Source organism: Streptomyces sp. AgN23 (genome assembly GCF_001598115.1).
Lineage (GTDB): Bacteria > Actinomycetota > Actinomycetes > Streptomycetales > Streptomycetaceae > Streptomyces > Streptomyces antimycoticus.
The window spans coordinates 4,961,975-4,977,686 of sequence record NZ_CP007153.1 but is presented as its reverse complement, the minus strand read 5'-3'; the positions used below and the strand labels follow the sequence as shown (position 1 = coordinate 4,977,686).

Here is a 15,712-nt window from a genome sequence, read left to right as displayed (position 1 = left end):
GTCGATGACCATCACCTCTGAGGAGTTCACCCGGACCATGGCCCGGGTGCCGGCCCCCGTGACGGTGGCCACGACGGTCGACGCGTCCGGGCGCAGATGGGGGTTCACGGGCAGCTCGTTCAGCTCGCTGTCCCTGGCCCCGCCCCTGGTGCTGATCTGCCTGGGCAAGTCCGCGAGCACCCATGAGGCGTTCACCGCCGCCGGAAGTTTCATGATCAACATCCTGGCGGAGGGGCAGGCGGACATCGCGAGGCGCTTCGCCGCCTCCGGTGTGGACCGGTTCGCGGCGGGGGACACCCTGCCGATGGAGCTGGGGCTGCCGGGCATACCGGAGGCGGTCGCCCGGGTCGCCTGTGCACTGCACCGCGTGGTGGACGGCGGCGACCACTCCGTCCTCATCGGCCGGGTCGTGGCGGCCCACGTCGGCGAGGACGCCCCGCTGGTCTACTACGACCGGTCCTTCCAGCGCCCGGTGTCGGTGGCCGAGACGGCCCCCGGAGCCGCGGTCTGGTGAGCGCGGCCCCGGGGGCCGGGGACGGACCGGCCGCGGGGGCTCAGTGCCCCCGCGCGATCCACTCGTCCAGGTGCGGGGCCTCGTCCCCGATGGCCGTGGAGTCGCCGTGGCCGGTGCGGACCAGCGTCTCCGGGGGCAGCGTCAGCAGCCGCTCCCGGATCGACTCGACGATCGTCGGGAAGGACGAGTAGGAGCGCCCGGTCGCGCCGGGGCCGCCCTGGAAGAGGGTGTCCCCGGAGAAGACCGTGGTCAGCGCCGGGGCGTGCAGACAGACCGCACCGGGGGAGTGGCCGGGGGTGTGCAGCACCCGCAGCTCGGTCCCCGCGACGGTGAGGACGTCGCCGTCGGCCAGCGGCTTGTCCGGGGCGCGGTCCGGGTGGCGCATCCGCCACAGCACCTCGTCCTCCGGGTGCAGCAGGATCGGCGCGCCGGTGCGCTCGGCGAGGGCCGGGGCCGCGTCGATGTGGTCGTCGTGGCCGTGGGTGCAGATGATGCCGAGCAGCCGGCGGTCGCCGATGGCGTCCGCGATGGCGTCGGCGTCATGCGCGGCGTCGATCACGTACACCTCGTGGTCGTCGCCGATCAGCCACACGTTGTTGTCCACCTCCCAGGTGCCGCCGTCCAGCGAGAAGGTGCCGGAGGTGACGAGGTGGTCGACGCGTACGGGCGGAGGGGTCATCAGAACATCACCACCGAGCGGAGCACCTCTCCGCGGTGCATCTTGGCGAACGCCTCCTCGATGTCCTCCAGCCCGATCGTCTCGCTGACGAACGCGTCCAGGTCGAGGCGGCCCTGCTGGTAGAGGTCGATCAGCAGGGGGAAGTCGCGGGACGGCAGACAGTCCCCGTACCAGGAGGACTTGAGCGCCCCGCCGCGCCCGAAGACGTCCAGGAGCGGCAGCTCCAGCTTCATCTCGGGGGTGGGGACGCCGACCAGGACGACCGTGCCGGCCAGATCGCGGGCGTAGAACGCCTGCCGGTACGTCTCGGGGCGGCCCACCGCCTCGATGACGACGTCGGCGCCGTTGCCGTCGGTCAGCTCCCGGATGGCCTCGACGACATCGGCACTGCCCGCGTGGAGGGTGTGGGTGGCGCCCAGCGAACGGGCCCACTCCAGCTTCCGCTCGTCCAGATCCACCGCGATGATCTTCGCGGCCCCGGCCAGCCGCGCCCCGGCGACCGAGGCGGCGCCGACACCGCCGCAGCCGATCACGGCGACCGAGTCACCGCGCTGGACATTGCCGGTGTTGAGCGCGGCGCCGATGCCGGCCATCACGCCGCAGCCGAGCAGCCCGGCGGCGGCGGGCGAGGCCGAGGGGTCGACCTTGGTGCACTGCCCGGCGGCCACCAGCGTCTTCTCGGCGAAGGCGCCGATGCCGAGCGCCGGGGTCAGCGCGGTGCCGTCGGTCAGCGTCATGGGCTGCTTCGCGTTGTGGGTGTTGAAGCAGTACCAGGGGCGGCCGCGGCGGCAGGCCCGGCACTCGTGACAGACGGCCCGCCAGTTGAGGATCACGAAGTCGCCGGGGGCCACCTCCGTGACGCCCTCGCCCACGGACTCCACGATGCCCGCCGCCTCATGGCCGAGCAGGAAGGGGAACTCATCGTTGATCCCGCCCTCCCGGTAGTGCAGATCGGTGTGGCAGACGCCGCACGCCTGGACCTTCACCACCGCTTCGCCGGGGCCGGCGTCCGGCACCACGATCGTCTCGATCCTGACCTTCTCGCCCTTGCCGGGGGCTACCACGCCGCGTACCTGTTGAGTCATGACAGCAGCGTAAGTGGCGATCACCGGCTACGACAGGCGACCAGCGGCTACGACAGGGATGACGGGGCACGCCCGGAACGGGCCGCACCGGTGTTCCCCGGTGCGGCCCGTCACCGCTTGGGCGGACCGCTTACTTCACGTTGATCGCGGTCCAGGCGGCGGCGACCGCCTTGTACTCGGTGGAGTTGGCGCCGTAGAGGTCGGACGCGGCACTGAGGGTGCCGGTGCGGGCGCCCGCGTACTTGGTCGTCGAGGTCCAGTACGTGGTCAGGGCCCGGTACCAGATCTTGATGGCCTTGTCCCGGCCGATCCCGGTGACGGTCGAGCCGTCGTAGGTCGGGCTGTTGTAGCTCACGCCGTTGACGACCTTCGCGCCGCTGCCCTCGGACAGCAGGTAGAAGAAGTGGTTGGCGGGACCGGAGGAGTAGTGGACGTCGATGTTGCCGAGGGTCGAGGACCAGTAGTCCCTGGACGCCCCGTCCTTGCTGGGCTTGTCCTGGTAGCGCAGCGGGGTGCCGTCGCCATTGATGTTGATCTTCTCGCCGATGAGGTAGTCACCGACGTCCGCGGAGTTGCCCGAGTAGAACTCCACCGCGGTGGCCATGATGTCGGAGGTGGCCTCGTTGAGACCGCCGGGCTCACCGCTGTAGTTGAGGTTCGCGGTGGCCGCGGTCACACCGTGGCTCATCTCGTGCCCGGCCACGTCCATCGCGGTCAGCGCGTTGGCGTTGCCCGAGCCGTCGCCATAGGTCATGCAGAAGCAGGAGTCCTGCCAGAAGGCGTTCACGTAGTTGTTGCCGTAGTGGACGCGGGAGTACGAGCCCACGCCGTTGTTCTTGATGCCGTTGCGGCCCAGGAACTCCTTGTAGAAGTCCCAGGTCTCGGCCGCGCCGTAATGCGCGTCGACGCCGGCGGTCTGGCGCCCGCCGCCCCATACGTCGTCCGCGTCAGTGAACAGGGTGCCGGTTCCCGAGCTGCCCTGGTTCAGGTCATAGGTCTTGTGGTTGCCTCGGGCGGAGTCCGTGAGGCTGTAGGTGGAGCCGCTCTTGGTGGTGCCCAGGGGCACCGTGCCGCTGTACTTGCTGGTGCCGGTGCCGGTCTCGACGCCCTCCCACTGGGACAGCTTCGCGCCCGTGGTGGCGTCGGTGACGACGTGCAGCTCGCTCGGGGTGCCGTCGGCCTGCGTCCCGGTGACGACGGTCTCCCAGGCCAGGACGGGCTTGCCGGTGGCCGCCCAGACCACCTTCCGCGGCGACTTGGCCTTCTCGCCGGTGGTCGCCTTCGGCGCGGCCTTCAGGGCGGTGCCGGAGGCGGCCCCGGGAGTCACGGCGGCGTCGGTGCTCTTGACGGCTATCCGCGCGCCGGTGGCCCTGTTGACGGAGCGCGCGCCGCCGGCCTTCTCGTGGACGACCAGGTCGCCACCGAGGACCGGCAGCCCCGCGTAGGTGCGCTCGTAGCGGGTGTGAACGGTTCCGTCCGCGTCCTTGATGACGTCGCGGACGAGGAGCTTCTCCTTGGCCCCGAGTCCGAGGGACTCGGCCTGCGCGGAGGCGTCGGCCTGGGCCGCCTTGATCGCGGTGGCGCGCTCGGGGGCGGTCAGCGGAAGCGCCGTGGCGCCCGCCTCGCGGGAGCGCTCCGGCTGGGCGCTGGCCTGGCCGGACTGCACACCGATGACGACCATGGCGGCGGAGGCGACGAGCGCCGCCACGCGGACGGTCTTCTTACGGGGGGAGGAAGCGATGGGTCTCACTCGGTCTCCTTGCCTTGGGGCCGCCGGGTCGCGGCCCTGTGTAGGGGGTACGGACGGCTATGGGTGGGCCGTCCGGTCGAGCAGGAGTGGTGCGAGTGGTGCACATTGCGGTGTGAGAGGGCCCTACTGCGGAGTCAGAGGACGCGCAGCGGGCCGACCAGAGATTGTCATCGAACGATCGATTCGGGTAGGCGCGTAACAAGAATTTGACTCGGCGTTGTTCAAGTGGGGGCGAATTCGGTCAGCGAGGCATGAGGCAATAACAGTTGTTTGATGCCGACTTATGGCGCTACGTCATGCCCCTGTTGGATCGGCGCCTCCGGCCGCTCCGGGGGCCGGTACCGGCCAATGGCCCAGGTGGCGAGCGCGGCGGGCCGCTCGGCGGCCCCGGAGGGCGGCGTTGCTGCGTACGCGACGAGAAGACGATCTGTGTGCCCGAACGGCGCGTTACGCCCCTCACCACGGGCGCCGGCACCGGCCCGCCGCTGGGCGGAGCGACGGGGGGAAGCTCAGAACTCCAACACGGCGCGGTAGCGCGCGCGTCCGCGGCGGACATGGTCGAGCGCCTCGTCCATCCGCGCGACCGGGAAGGTCTCGACGGCCGGGCGGATGCCGTGCCGCGCCGCGAAGTCCAGCATCTGCCGGGTCTCCGCGGGTGACCCCACGAGGCCGCCGACCAGCCGCTTCTCGCCCAGCAGAAGGCTCAACGGGTGGAAGCCGAACGGCCCGTGGGGAAGGCCGACCACGCACAGCGTCCCCTGCGGGCGCAGCGCCGCGAGATACGCGTCCCACGGCAGATCGGCCGAGACGGTCGAGAGGATGAAGTCGAACGAGCCCGAGACCCGCTCGAGCCCCTCCTCCGCGGCGACGAACTCATGGGCGCCGAACCGGCGGCTGTCGTCCGCCTTCGCCGCCGTCGAGGAGATGGCGGTCACGTGGCAGCCCCACGTGGCGAGGAACTGGATCGCGAGGTGGCCCAGACCGCCCACCCCCACCACGGCGACCCGGTCGGTGGGCCGGACCCCGTTCCGCGTGATCGCCGAGAACACGGTGATCCCGGCGCACAGGAGCGGCGCCGCGTGCTCGGAGGCGAGGGAGTCGGGGATCGGCTGGACATACCGCCAGTCGCTCGCCCGCACCCGGGTGGCGAACGCACCGCGGTGGCCGCGCAGCACCGTGTCGTCCTTGTCCGCGCACAGATACTGCCGACCGCTGAGGCACCACTCGCAGGCGAAGCACGCCCCCGCCACCGCGCCGACGCCCACCCGCCGGCCGACGGCAAGCCGCCCGCCGTCGACGGCGCCGCCCACGGCCTCGATCACGCCGACCGCCTCATGGCCCGCGACCAGCGGGAACCGGGAGTAGCCGTGCGCGTCGTCGACCATGCCGACGTCGGTCTGGCAGACGCCGCAGTGCGTCACGGCGACGTCGACCTCCAGGGGTCCCAGGGGCTCCGGCTCGTACTCGAGCCGCTGAACAGGGCCTCCGGCCCGCTCCACCGCGTAGGCGCGCACGGTCATGCGCCCCACCTCATCTCTAACTAACTAGTTGGTTGGTTTTTCGTAGGCTACGCGGCCGTGCCCGCGCTGACAACTAACCAGTTGGTAACCTGAGCCCCGTGTCTCCCCGGAAAAGCGATGCCACCCGCCGCCGCCTGCTCGACGCGGCCACCGCCGACTTCGCCGCCCATGGCATCGCGGGTGCCCGGGTCGACCGCATCGCGGCCGCGGCGGGCATCAACAAGGCGCAGCTGTACGCCTACTTCGGAGACAAGCTCGGCCTCTTCGGCGCCGTCTTCCGCCTCCACGCCGATGTCGTCGTCGACTCCGTGCCGTTCACGGCCGACGACCTCCCCCAGTACGCCGTGCGGCTGTACGACACCGCCGTGGCACGGCCGGAGCTGATCCGTCTGGCCGCCTGGGCGAGGCTCGAAGGAGTGGCCACCAGCAACCTGGTGACCGAGTCATCGGCCACCGTCGCCACCAAACTCCAGGCGATCGCCGACGCCCAGCGCGACGGCCGGGTCACCGACTCGATGGACCCTCAGGACGTCCTCGCGCTGCTGCTCGCCATGGCTCTGACCTGGTCCGCCGCCGGCCTCTCCGCCACAGCCGCCCCGGACGACCCGCCCGCGGCCCACGACCGCCGCAAGCAGGCCCTCTCCCAGGCGGTCTCGGGCGCCTTCGGCGCGCGGGGCTGATGTCCTCCGAAAGGGTGACTACGGGCCGGACCGCCCGGGACCGCTCGCCTACGCTGGAACCATCGCTCCGTACGAAGGAGGTCCACCGTGGTACTGACGGCCCCCGAGCGCGAGGCGCGCGCGGACAGTGGCGAGAGCACCGCTTCATCGGTAGAGGAAGCCTTCGTGGCGTTGAGCGCGGCAGCCCCCGAGGGATGGCGCGTGGAACTGATCGAAGGAGAAATCCACGTGGTGCCTCCCGCTAACGGTGAGCACGAAGAGATTGTGTCGGAAGTGACTGGGCAGGTACGCGACCACAGGAAAGACCTGGGGCGCTACACCGGCATCGGACTTCGCGTCCCGGACGCGTCACCAACCGGCAAGGTCGTTCCTGATTTCGTCATCGCGCCGAAGGGGAGCTTCGGCGATTCCTTGGAGTACCACGACCCCGGCGCGGTGATGCTCGTCGGCGAGGTCACCTCGCATTCGACCGCCGACAATGACCGGGGGCCCAAGCTGCGAGGCTACGCGGCGGCGGGCATTCCGTTCTATCTGCTGATCGACCGGGAACGGAAGCAGGCCGTGCTGCATTCCCTGCCCGCCGGGAAGAGGTACACCCGCAAGGTCGAGGTCGACATCTCCCAGCCGCTGTCGCTGCCCGAACCGCTCGGGTTCGACCTGGACACCAGCGAGTTCTGACCCCGTTCCCCTTATAAGGGCCACATAAGGGCCTTATGAGTGCCTTATGGGCGTCGTTATGGCGAGGGCCGCCCCTGGTGTGGGGCGGCCCTCAGTGTTTCCGCGCCGGTGAAACCTCAGACGTTGACGCCGAAGTCCTGGGCGATGCCCACGAGACCGGCGGCGTAGCCCTGGCCCACGGCACGGAACTTCCACTCCGCGCCATTGCGGTACAGCTCGCCGAAGACCATGGCGGTCTCGGTCGCGGCGTCCTCGCTCAGGTCGTAGCGGGCGATCTCGGTGCCGCCGGCCTGGTTGACGATGCGGATGAACGCGTTCCGCACCTGGCCGAAGTTCTGGCTGCGGGACTCGGCGTCGTAGATCGAGACCGGGAAGACGATCTTCTCCACGTCGGCCGGCAGACCGGCCAGGTTGACGTTGATCTGCTCGTCGTCGCCCTCGCCCTGGCCGGTGACGTTGTCACCGGTGTGGACGATGGTCTGGTCCGGGGTGGACTTGTTGTTGAAGAACACGAAGTGCTGGTCGGAGTAGACCTTGCCGTTCGCGTTCACCGCGATGGCACTCGCGTCGAGGTCGAAGTCGGTGCCCGTGGTGGTGCGGACGTCCCAGCCGAGGCCGACCGTGACGGCGGTCAGGCCCGGTGCCTCCTTGGTGAGCGAGACGTTGCCGCCCTTGGACAGGCTTACAGCCATGGGGAGTCCCTTTCGTGGTCTCGATGATTCGAGGCGACGGGCGAAGCCGTCGTCACCCTCCACAACGCCGCGAACAGCCCGACAGGTTCCAGCTCCCTTTACTTTCTTTGCCAAACCCTGATGCGGCGGTGTGACGAGATAACCGGATGACGTCGCCGGGGTCGGCAGGCGACCATGGACGCATGCCCGCGCCCTATGTCATCCGAGGTTCCGTCTCCTTGCCGGAGGCCGAGCTGGTGTGGCGTTTCTCGCGGTCCTCCGGGCCCGGAGGACAGCATGTCAACACCAGCGACAGCCGGGTCGAGCTGCGCTTCGACCTCGCCCGCACCGAGGCGCTGCCGCCCGTATGGAAGGAGCGCGCGCTGGAGCGGCTGGCCGGCCGGCTGGTGGACGGGGTGGTGAGCGTACGGGCCTCCGAGCACCGTTCGCAGTGGCGCAACCGTGAGACGGCCGCCGTAAGGCTCGCATCGCTGCTCGCGGAGGCGACCGCGCCACCGCCCAAGCCGCGCCGCCCCACCCGGATCCCCCGGGGCCTCAACGAGCGGCGGCTGCGGGAGAAGAAGCAGCGCGGTGACGTCAAGCGAGGGCGTACGGGGCGGGGCTGGACGTAGCACCGCCGCCCTCACCCCAGCCTCCGGTAGCGCCCCCTGAAGTACGTCAGCGGTCCGCCCTCCGCGGCCGGCGTCGCCGCGTCCAGCACCCGTGCCACCACCAGCGTGTGGTCCCCGGCCGTCACCCGCTGCTCGGTGCGGCACTCCAGCGTCGCCAGCGCGCCCACCGCGAGCGGGGCGTCCGTGTGCTCGCCCCGCACCACGGGCATGTCCTCGAACAGCAACCTGTCGCTGATGCGCCCCTTCATGGCGAATCGTCCCGCGATGTGCCGCTGACCTTCCGACAGGACCGATACCGCCCAATGCGGCTGTCGCTCCAGCAGCTCATCCATCCGCGAACCGTTGCGAACGCTCACCATCACCAGCGGCGGGTCAAGTGACACTGACATGAACGCGGTGGCCGTCATGCCGACGTCCTCGCCGCGCGGCCCCTCCTCCGGATCATGTGCGGTCACCAGCACCACGCCGGCGGTGAGCCGTGACAGCGCGGCACGGAACTCGTCCTCACTCACCCCACCAGCATGGGGGACGGCGGGCTCGGCTGGACTGGAAGGAGTCGTCGGGAACACCCTTCGACGCTAACCGCCCCCGCCCCCTCCCCGCATCGGGCCCGGGGACCACGACGGCTTAGGCCATCGGCCGTAGGCCGGGCGCCGGCGGGAAGGCGCTCGGGTCAATCGGGCGGCCGCCTCGCATGGCCAGGTATCTCCGTTCCGGAATTTGCGTTCACAAAAACTAGGAGCGCTCCCACCCCCTCGGTTAAAGAGGTGAATACGTTCTGTGACATGAATCACAGCAGGCAGTAATTGTTGACCCTGTGTACCGAGTGAACAGCTCGCTGTGATTCAGTGGCCGTGGCAATCGGACGACAAGACGCCAGGAGTTTGCTGTCGAGGTCTCGGGGGAGTGCGATCGATGGAGACCGAGTCGGAGCCGTACATCCGCCTTGCGACACTGCGGCAGCTGCATCAGGTAGTCGCCGATCTGAACACCGCCCGCAGCCTCGCCGACACGCTTCAGGCCGTCGCCGACGGCGTCATCGCCGGGCTCGGGTTCGATCTGTCGGCCGTCAACCTCGTCCGCCCCGACGGAGACCTCGTCGTCGCCGCCGTCGGCGGCAGCGCCGGGGCCGAGGCGCTGATGGCCGGCCGGGTCGGCTCCCGCTGCTCCTGGGAGCGCCGGCTGTCCATGGGTGACCGCTGGGGCGATCTGCGCTTCATCCCGTACAGCGAGGGCTGGGTCCTCGACGACGACGATGTCCCGCAGTGGCACACCTCCGGCCCCGCGCCCCGCTTTCCCGACGAATGGCACCCCATGGACCGCCTGTTCGCCCCGCTCTACGCGGCGGGCGCCTCCGGCGGCGAGCTCATCGGCGTCATCTCCGTCGACAAACCGCGCAACGGCCGCCGCCCCGGCGCCTGGGGCCGCGAGGCCCTCCAGGTGTACGCCTTCCACGCAGCCGTCGCGATCGGCAACGCCCGGCTGCGCGGCAACATGCAGCGCGCTCTGCTGCGCCTGGAGCGCGAGCAGCAGGCACTGCGCGCCAGCGAGGAGTCCTTCCGGCAGGCGTTCGAGTACGCGCCCAGCGGTATGGCCATCGCCGAGATGGGCGGCGATCAGCACGGCCGGCTGCTGCGCACCAACGACGCCCTGTGCCGGCTGCTGGGCCGCCCCGCCTCCGCGATGCGCCGCTTCTCCTTCTCCGACCTCGTCCACCCCGAGGACATCGGCACCCTGCTGCGCACCTCCGCCGAGGGCGGCCGCGCCGAGCTGCGCCTGGCCCGCCGCGACGGTTCGTACGTCTGGGTCTCGCTGCGCAACTCGGTGGTGGCCGACGCCGCCGACGGCCCGCGCTTCCTGCTCACCCATGTCGAGGACATCGAGGAGCGCAAGCGCCATGAGCTGCAGCTCGCCCACCGCGCCAGCCATGACTCCCTGACCGGCCTGCCCAACAGCGCCGAGCTGCGCGCCCGGCTCGCCGCCCGGCTGTGCGCCACCCCGCCCCGGCCGGGCGGGGGCTACGACGAGGAGGCCGCCTCGCTCGGCGGCGCGGGCGCCGGCGGGGTCTATGTCGACGCGGCGGGGCATCTGCACGGCTTCGACGACTTCGAGTGCTTCGGCACTCCGCCCCCCGCCGAGAGCGTCCCGTTCGACGGCCATGTGCACACCATCCCGCCCAACGAGGACTCCAACGCCGACGACGGCCATAAGGGGCTCGCGGTGCTCTTCTGCGACCTCGACGGCTTCAAGTCCATCAACGACCGCTTCGGGCACCACGCGGGCGACGCCGTGCTGATCGAGGTCGCCCGCCGGCTGACCAACGGTGTGCGGGAGGGGGACACGGTCGCCCGCCTCGGCGGCGACGAGTTCGTCGTCCTCGCCGACGGCCTCGGCCGGGCCGACGCCCAGGACCTGGGGGTGCGGCTGCGCAATGCGATCACCCCGCCCATCCGGGTCGACGGCCGGGCCGTTCGGGTCGGTGCCAGTTTCGGCATCGGCTGGGCGGGCTGCGGAATGTCGGCCGAAGAGGTGCTGCACTCCGCTGACCAGCGGATGTACATCGAGAAGCGGTCCCGCTCCAAGGAGCGCCGCCGGGCCGGGTAGCCGTGCCGGTGGATGGTTGTGAGATATGTCGGGGGGTAGGAGGGGTGCACCGACCGGCCGAATGAGGTGTGGGAGCGGTCGGTCGCGGTAGGCTGCGCCGATGCGGCCCTGCCGCCGACAGTGAACCGATCGTGAATATTGGCCATCCGGACAGCACACGCCCTGTTGAGGCCCTCTCGACCCTGATATGAGCTGTCGTGGCGCGTTCTGATCCTGCGCCGATGGCCATATGCATAGGGGAGTGACGAGGGATGACGGCCGGCAACAACGGCTCGGGCACACCGGAGAACGACGACCCGTTCGCCTACCTGTACCGCTCGGAAGGCGACCAGGGGGACCAAGGCGGTCAGTCGGGTCAGCCGGGTGCCGCCCCCCGCGCCGGTGGCTACGGCTACCCAGGTCCGGCCCAACCAGGAGTCCCCCGCACCTCCTACAACCAGGTCCGTGCGGTGGGCGAGCGCAACTACGGCCAGCAGATCCCGAACCAGCAGCCGCAGGGGTACGGCCAGCAGGGCGGCTACGGTCGGCAGAACGCCCACTACGCCGCCCCCGAGACCCTGCCCGGCGGGGCACCCCGCCAGCCCGGTGCGGACGCCCCGCGCGGCGGCCATGGGGGAGGCGGCCGCGGCCCCAACAACAGGGGGCTGCTGATCGGTGCGATCGCCGTGGTCGCGGTGGTCATCGTGGGCATCGGCGTCGCCATGATCACCAACGGTGACGACAAGAAGGACGACCAGGGCGATTCGACGAACCAGCCCACGGCGGGCTCCAGCGTCGGGCCCGGCGAGTCCTCCGGGCCCTCCAAGGCCCCGGACGAGAACCTGCCCACCGAGGACGCCGCCAAGATGCGGCTGACCGGCGGCGCGGCCCCCGCGAGCGACATCCAGGGCGCCAAGGCCGACGGCGGCTCCTACGTCGGCGTCAACGCCCCGGGCGCGTCCGCGACCTGGACCGTGGACGTGGCCAAGGCGAAGTCGTACCGGCTGTACGTCACGTACGGCGTGCCCGGCGAGGACCAGAGCATGTCGCTGACGATCAACGGCAAGAAGGAGACGCGGCCGCTCAACATGAAGAACTTCGCGGGCGCGCCGAAGGGTGACTTCGAGAAGGGCTGGACGGAGACCTGGTCGATCGTCCAGCTCAGTAAGGGCACCAACACGATCACCGTGTCGTGCGAGGACGGCGACAAGTGCAACGCCAACATCGATCAGATGCGGCTGGCCAAGGCCAAGGGCTAGGCAGGGGCGACCGCCAAGGGCGGGGCCCCGGAGAGGTGCTGGGGCCCAAGAGGGTGCGGGGCTTGTGAACGTGCGGCGGTGCTCGCGGCGGCCTCACGCCGCCGCCGGGTGCTCCGTCACCTCGACGCCCGCCAGCACCTCGTCGTAGACCGCCCGGTCGAACTCGCCCGCCACCGGGGCCCGTACGGCCGCCGCCGACAGGGCCACCGCGCGGGCGAGCCGGTCCGGCCACGGCGCCTCCTCGACCAGCCCGGACAGCAGCCCCGCGACCGCCGCGTCCCCGGCCCCGGTCGGGTTGCCCGCCAGCCGGCGTGGCGGGGCGGCGCGCCAGGCGCCGTGGGCGGTGACCGCGAGCATGCCGTGGGGGCCGAGCGAGGCGGCCACCGCGCGCGCCCCGCGCCGCCGGGCGTCGCGCGCGGCGCGCAGCGGGTCGGTGGAGCCGGTGAGCCCGGCGAGCTCATCGATGTTGGGCTTGACGAGATGGGGGCGGGCGGCGATGCCCCGGCGCAGCGGTTCGCCGCTGGTGTCCAGCAGGGTGGGCACGCCCGCCGCATGCGCCTCCCGGATGAGCTGGGCGTACGTCCCGACCGGGACCCCGGGGGGCAGGCTGCCGCACAGCGCGACCGCCGACGCCTCGCGCAGCAGCCGGCCGTAAGCGTCCATGAAGGTGGACCACTCGGGGGTGGTGACGATCGGGCCGGGCTCGTTGAGCTGGGTGGTGTCGCCCGTGGTGGCGTCCACGATGCCGATGGTGCGCCGGGTGGTGCCGGCGATCGGGACCAGTGCGTCGGTGATCGTTCCGTGCGGTGCCCTGGGGTCGGTGCCGGGTACGGCGATTCCGCCGAGCAGTTGCCGCAGCACCGCGCCGGTGACCCCGCCGACGAAGCCGGTGACGACGGTGTCGTGGCCCAGGGCGGCCAGCACCCGGGCCACGTTGAGGCCCTTGCCGCCGGGCCGTTCGGTGACCTCGGTGACGCGGTGGGTGGCGTGTGGACGCAGTTCCGGCACCCGGTAGGTGATGTCGAGGGCGGTGTTGAGCGTGACCGTGAGGATCACCCTGGCATCCCCTCTCCCGTCCCCCCCGCCGGACGGAGATTCCTGTGCTGAACGCGACTGTGTGCCGAGCCGTACATACCCGTGCCCGGGCCCGCGCCCGTGCCCATGCCCGAGCGTGTGCCGTACCTGAGCCCGTACTCGTGCCCGTGCCCGTACCTGAGCCGTGCCCGTGCCCGTGCCCGAGCGATCATGCCAAAACGAGTGGCTTCGGCCCAGACCTCCGTGCCGTTCTGGACGCCGTCATCGCCCCCTGAAATCGGGGCACTTCAGCCCAGGTCGGGATGGACCACCCAATCGCCCCGGCGCATCACACCCCGCAGCCGGAAGTCGTCGTCGAGCACGACGAGATCCGCGTCCTTGCCCACCTCGAGCGAGCCCACCCGGTCGGCGATGCCCAGCAGCCGGGCGGGGGTCGCGGACAGCGCCCTTACGGTCTGCTCCACGCTGAGCCCGTCGATCGTGACGGCCCGCTGGAAGGCCCGGTCCAGGGTGAGGGTGGAGCCCGCGATGGAGCCGGCCGTCGGCCCGTCGCTGATCCGCGCGACGCCGTCCTTGACCTCGACCTCCATGGGGCCGAGCGGATAGCGCCCGTCGTTCATGCCCGCCGCGCCCATCGCGTCGGTGATGAAGGCGACCCGGTCCGCGCCCGCCCGGTGGAAGGCCAGCTCCAGCATGGCGGGGTGCAGATGGGTGCCGTCGTTGATCAGCTCGATGGTGACCCGCTCGTCCTCCAGCAGCGCGGCGATCGGGCCGGGCGCGCGGTGCAGCAGCGACGGCATCGCGTTGAACAGGTGGGTCGCCACGGTCGCGCCCGCCTCGACGGCCTCCCGCGCCGCCTCGTACGTCGAGTCGGTGTGGCCGACGGCCGCGAGGACGCCGCTGTCGGCCAGCAGCCGTACGGACTCCAGCCCGCCCGGCAGTTCGGGGGCCAGCGTCATCATCCGCGCGGTGCCGCGCGCCGCGTCCACCAGCTTGCGCACGTCCGCCGGATCGGGCGCGCGCAGCAGCGATGGCTGGTGGGCGCCGCAGCGGTGGGGGGAGATGAACGGCCCCTCGAAGTGGATGCCCGCCAACTCGCCCTGCTCCACCAGCTCCGAGAGGACGGCGGCCTGCCGGGCGAGGTCGTCCAGATCGCCGGTGACGGTGGAGGCGAGCATCGTGGTGGTGCCGTGCAGCCGGTGCGTACGGATGGCGGTCAGCGACTCCTCGGGGGTGCCCGCCGAGAACGAGGCACCGCCGCCGCCGTGCACATGCAGGTCCACGAAGCCGGGGACGATCCAGCGGCCCGGCAGGTCGAGCGCCTCCACCGCCTCCTCGCCCTGGCCGGACGCGGGATCGGCCGACGGTCCCGCCGCGGTGATGCGCGTGCCCTCGACCGTCACCCGCCCGTTGTCGACCACGCCTCCCGGCAGGACCACCCGGGCGCCTGTGAGAACCGTTCGCTGGACCATCAGGCGGTTACCTCCGTGGAGAGTCGATCCCAGGCGAGCAGACCCGCGCCCAGGCAGCCGGCGGTGTCCCCGAGGGCCGCCGGGACGATACGGGGAAGCTGCTGGAAGGTGAGCCGCTCCTCGACCGCGGTGAGCAGCGGCGCGAACAGGGTCTCCCCCGCCTCGGCCAGCCCACCGCCGACGATCAGCACACCGGGGTCCAGCAGGGTGAGGCCGGTCACCAGGCCGTCGGCGAGCGCGCTCACCATCTCCCCCCACACGGCCACGGCCCTCGGATCGCCGGACCGTACGGCCTTGGCACAGTCGGCGGCGTCGGCCGCCGGATCGCCGCTCGCACCGGCCCAGGCGCGGCCCACCGCCGCCGCCGAGGCGAGCGTCTCCAGGCAGCCGGACTGGCCGCAGCCGCAGGCGGGGCCGCCCGGCCGGACGACGATATGGCCGATCTCGCCGGAGGAACCGTGCGCTCCGGGGTCGATCCGCCCGTCGATGCCGATGGCGCCCGCGATGCCGGTGCCGACGGAGACGAACAGGAAGCGCCGCGCGCCCTCGCCCGCTCCTATCCGCCCCTCGGCCAGCCCGCCCATCCGGACGTCGTGCCCGAGCGCGACCGGGATCCCGCCCAGCCGCTCGGTGAGCAGCGCGCGCAGCGGGACGTCGCTCCAGCCGAGGTTGGCGGCGAAGACGGCCACCCCGCGGTCCTCGTCCAGGACCCCGGGTACGCCGACCCCCGCGGCCACCGGGGGCCCGCCGAACCGCCGCTCGCCGATCTCGCGCAGCTCGGCGGCGAAGTCGAGGATCGCGGCGACGACCGCCTCGGGTCCGCGCTCCCGCTCGGTGGGCCTCCGGGCCTCGTGGAGGAGTGTGGTGTCCGCCCCGATCAGGGCGGCCTTCATACCGGTGCCGCCCACATCCAGGGCGATGACGTGTTTCACATGGAACAGTCTCGCGCGATCCACCATGAGAGGTCTAGTCCACTCGCCGCTTCTCGTCAGGAGATCACGCCGTTGCCGGTAAGGGAGTTGGTATGAACCTGCCCTTCCGTTTGTGAGTGGGTGACACATCGCACTTTGGCGTGTAACAACCCCCTCACCTGGGCAAGTGAACTGCCGATATCGAAGCGATATGCCCATGGTGTAGACCTTGTGGAGGTTTGC

Annotated in this window: 15 protein-coding genes; 6 read left to right on the top strand and 9 right to left on the bottom strand. The window is 71.3% G+C overall.

What is annotated here, in order from left to right:
* The first annotated feature begins 4 nt into the window (after positions 1–4).
* Entirely contained in the window at positions 5–514 is a 510-nt protein-coding gene (locus AS97_RS21360; RefSeq protein WP_059142741.1) for a flavin reductase family protein, read from the top strand.
* A gap of 40 nt (positions 515–554) precedes the next feature.
* On the opposite strand, the gene AS97_RS21355 is transcribed toward AS97_RS21360, so the two are convergent.
* The 4 genes from AS97_RS21355 to AS97_RS21340 all read right to left on the bottom strand — a co-directional run bounded on the left by AS97_RS21355 (position 555) and on the right by AS97_RS21340 (position 5,548).
* On the bottom strand, positions 555–1,193 hold the full coding sequence (locus AS97_RS21355) for an MBL fold metallo-hydrolase (RefSeq protein WP_086706490.1): 639 nt from the start codon (positions 1,191–1,193) through the stop codon (positions 555–557).
* Positions 1,193–2,278 (bottom strand): S-(hydroxymethyl)mycothiol dehydrogenase, encoded by a 1,086-nt coding sequence (locus AS97_RS21350; RefSeq protein WP_086706491.1) that lies wholly within the window; start codon positions 2,276–2,278, stop codon positions 1,193–1,195. The genes AS97_RS21355 and AS97_RS21350 overlap by 1 nt, the downstream gene beginning before the upstream one ends.
* Positions 2,279–2,408: 130 nt before the next feature.
* Positions 2,409–4,028, bottom strand: a complete 1,620-nt coding sequence (locus AS97_RS21345; protein ID WP_210565469.1) for a M4 family metallopeptidase — start codon at positions 4,026–4,028, stop codon at positions 2,409–2,411.
* Positions 4,029–4,537: 509 nt separating this feature from the next.
* A complete protein-coding gene (locus AS97_RS21340; RefSeq protein WP_210565468.1) occupies positions 4,538–5,548 on the bottom strand; it encodes an NAD(P)-dependent alcohol dehydrogenase in 1,011 nt (336 codons plus the stop codon).
* Positions 5,549–5,646: 98 nt separating this feature from the next.
* Between AS97_RS21340 and AS97_RS21335 the strand changes: the two genes are divergently transcribed.
* Positions 5,647–6,228: a TetR family transcriptional regulator gene (locus AS97_RS21335; protein ID WP_125755242.1), complete on the top strand. Its 582-nt coding sequence runs from the start codon at positions 5,647–5,649 to the stop codon at positions 6,226–6,228.
* Between the two features lie 87 nt (positions 6,229–6,315).
* Positions 6,316–6,906: a Uma2 family endonuclease gene (locus AS97_RS21330; protein WP_185929641.1), complete on the top strand. Its 591-nt coding sequence runs from the start codon at positions 6,316–6,318 to the stop codon at positions 6,904–6,906.
* Between the two features lie 116 nt (positions 6,907–7,022).
* On the opposite strand, the gene AS97_RS21325 is transcribed toward AS97_RS21330, so the two are convergent.
* Positions 7,023–7,598 (bottom strand): TerD family protein, encoded by a 576-nt coding sequence (locus tag AS97_RS21325; protein WP_059142734.1) that lies wholly within the window; start codon positions 7,596–7,598, stop codon positions 7,023–7,025.
* Positions 7,599–7,780: 182 nt separating this feature from the next.
* Between AS97_RS21325 and arfB the strand changes: the two genes are divergently transcribed.
* Positions 7,781–8,209 carry an alternative ribosome rescue aminoacyl-tRNA hydrolase ArfB gene (arfB, locus tag AS97_RS21320; protein WP_059142733.1) on the top strand — a complete coding sequence of 143 codons (429 nt, stop codon included), beginning with the start codon at positions 7,781–7,783 and terminating at the stop codon, positions 8,207–8,209.
* Between the two features lie 11 nt (positions 8,210–8,220).
* Here arfB and AS97_RS21315 read toward each other — a convergent pair whose 3' ends face one another.
* The gene (locus tag AS97_RS21315; RefSeq protein ID WP_079059208.1) at positions 8,221–8,778 is read right to left on the bottom strand and encodes a flavin reductase family protein; all 558 of its coding nucleotides are present in this window, start codon (positions 8,776–8,778) and stop codon (positions 8,221–8,223) included.
* 346 nt (positions 8,779–9,124) lie between these two features.
* On the opposite strand from AS97_RS21315, the gene cdgB reads away from it, so the two are divergent.
* Positions 9,125–10,813 carry a diguanylate cyclase CdgB gene (cdgB, locus tag AS97_RS21310; protein ID WP_210565467.1) on the top strand — a complete coding sequence of 563 codons (1,689 nt, stop codon included), beginning with the start codon at positions 9,125–9,127 and terminating at the stop codon, positions 10,811–10,813.
* Positions 10,814–11,064: 251 nt separating this feature from the next.
* Entirely contained in the window at positions 11,065–12,051 is a 987-nt protein-coding gene (locus AS97_RS21305; RefSeq protein ID WP_059142730.1) for a carbohydrate-binding protein, read from the top strand.
* Positions 12,052–12,144: 93 nt separating this feature from the next.
* On the opposite strand, the gene AS97_RS21300 is transcribed toward AS97_RS21305, so the two are convergent.
* The 3 genes from AS97_RS21300 to AS97_RS21290 form a co-directional block, all read right to left on the bottom strand.
* Positions 12,145–13,107, bottom strand: a complete 963-nt coding sequence (locus tag AS97_RS21300; protein WP_210565466.1) for a 1-phosphofructokinase family hexose kinase — start codon at positions 13,105–13,107, stop codon at positions 12,145–12,147.
* Between the two features lie 266 nt (positions 13,108–13,373).
* On the bottom strand, positions 13,374–14,558 hold the full coding sequence (nagA, locus tag AS97_RS21295; RefSeq protein WP_059142728.1) for an N-acetylglucosamine-6-phosphate deacetylase: 1,185 nt from the start codon (positions 14,556–14,558) through the stop codon (positions 13,374–13,376).
* Complete coding sequence (locus AS97_RS21290) at positions 14,558–15,490, bottom strand: ROK family protein (protein WP_210565465.1); 933 nt, start codon at positions 15,488–15,490, stop codon at positions 14,558–14,560. Before AS97_RS21290 ends, nagA begins: the two co-directional genes overlap by 1 nt.
* Positions 15,491–15,712 lie beyond the last annotated feature (222 nt).

What these genes read in the sequence shown, in the direction of transcription:
- AS97_RS21355 (WP_086706490.1), bottom strand. Translation starts at nt 1,193, where the DNA reads ATGACCCCTCCGCCCGTACGCGTCGACCACCTCGTCACCTCCGGCACC.
- cdgB (WP_210565467.1), top strand. Translation starts at nt 9,125, where the DNA reads ATGGAGACCGAGTCGGAGCCGTACATCCGCCTTGCGACACTGCGGCAG.
- arfB (WP_059142733.1), top strand. Translation starts at nt 7,781, where the DNA reads ATGCCCGCGCCCTATGTCATCCGAGGTTCCGTCTCCTTGCCGGAGGCC.
- nagA (WP_059142728.1), bottom strand. Translation starts at nt 14,558, where the DNA reads ATGGTCCAGCGAACGGTTCTCACAGGCGCCCGGGTGGTCCTGCCGGGA.
- AS97_RS21305 (WP_059142730.1), top strand. Translation starts at nt 11,065, where the DNA reads ATGACGGCCGGCAACAACGGCTCGGGCACACCGGAGAACGACGACCCG.
- AS97_RS21360 (WP_059142741.1), top strand. Translation starts at nt 5, where the DNA reads ATGACCATCACCTCTGAGGAGTTCACCCGGACCATGGCCCGGGTGCCG.
- AS97_RS21340 (WP_210565468.1), bottom strand. Translation starts at nt 5,548, where the DNA reads ATGACCGTGCGCGCCTACGCGGTGGAGCGGGCCGGAGGCCCTGTTCAG.
- AS97_RS21325 (WP_059142734.1), bottom strand. Translation starts at nt 7,598, where the DNA reads ATGGCTGTAAGCCTGTCCAAGGGCGGCAACGTCTCGCTCACCAAGGAG.
- AS97_RS21350 (WP_086706491.1), bottom strand. Translation starts at nt 2,278, where the DNA reads ATGACTCAACAGGTACGCGGCGTGGTAGCCCCCGGCAAGGGCGAGAAG.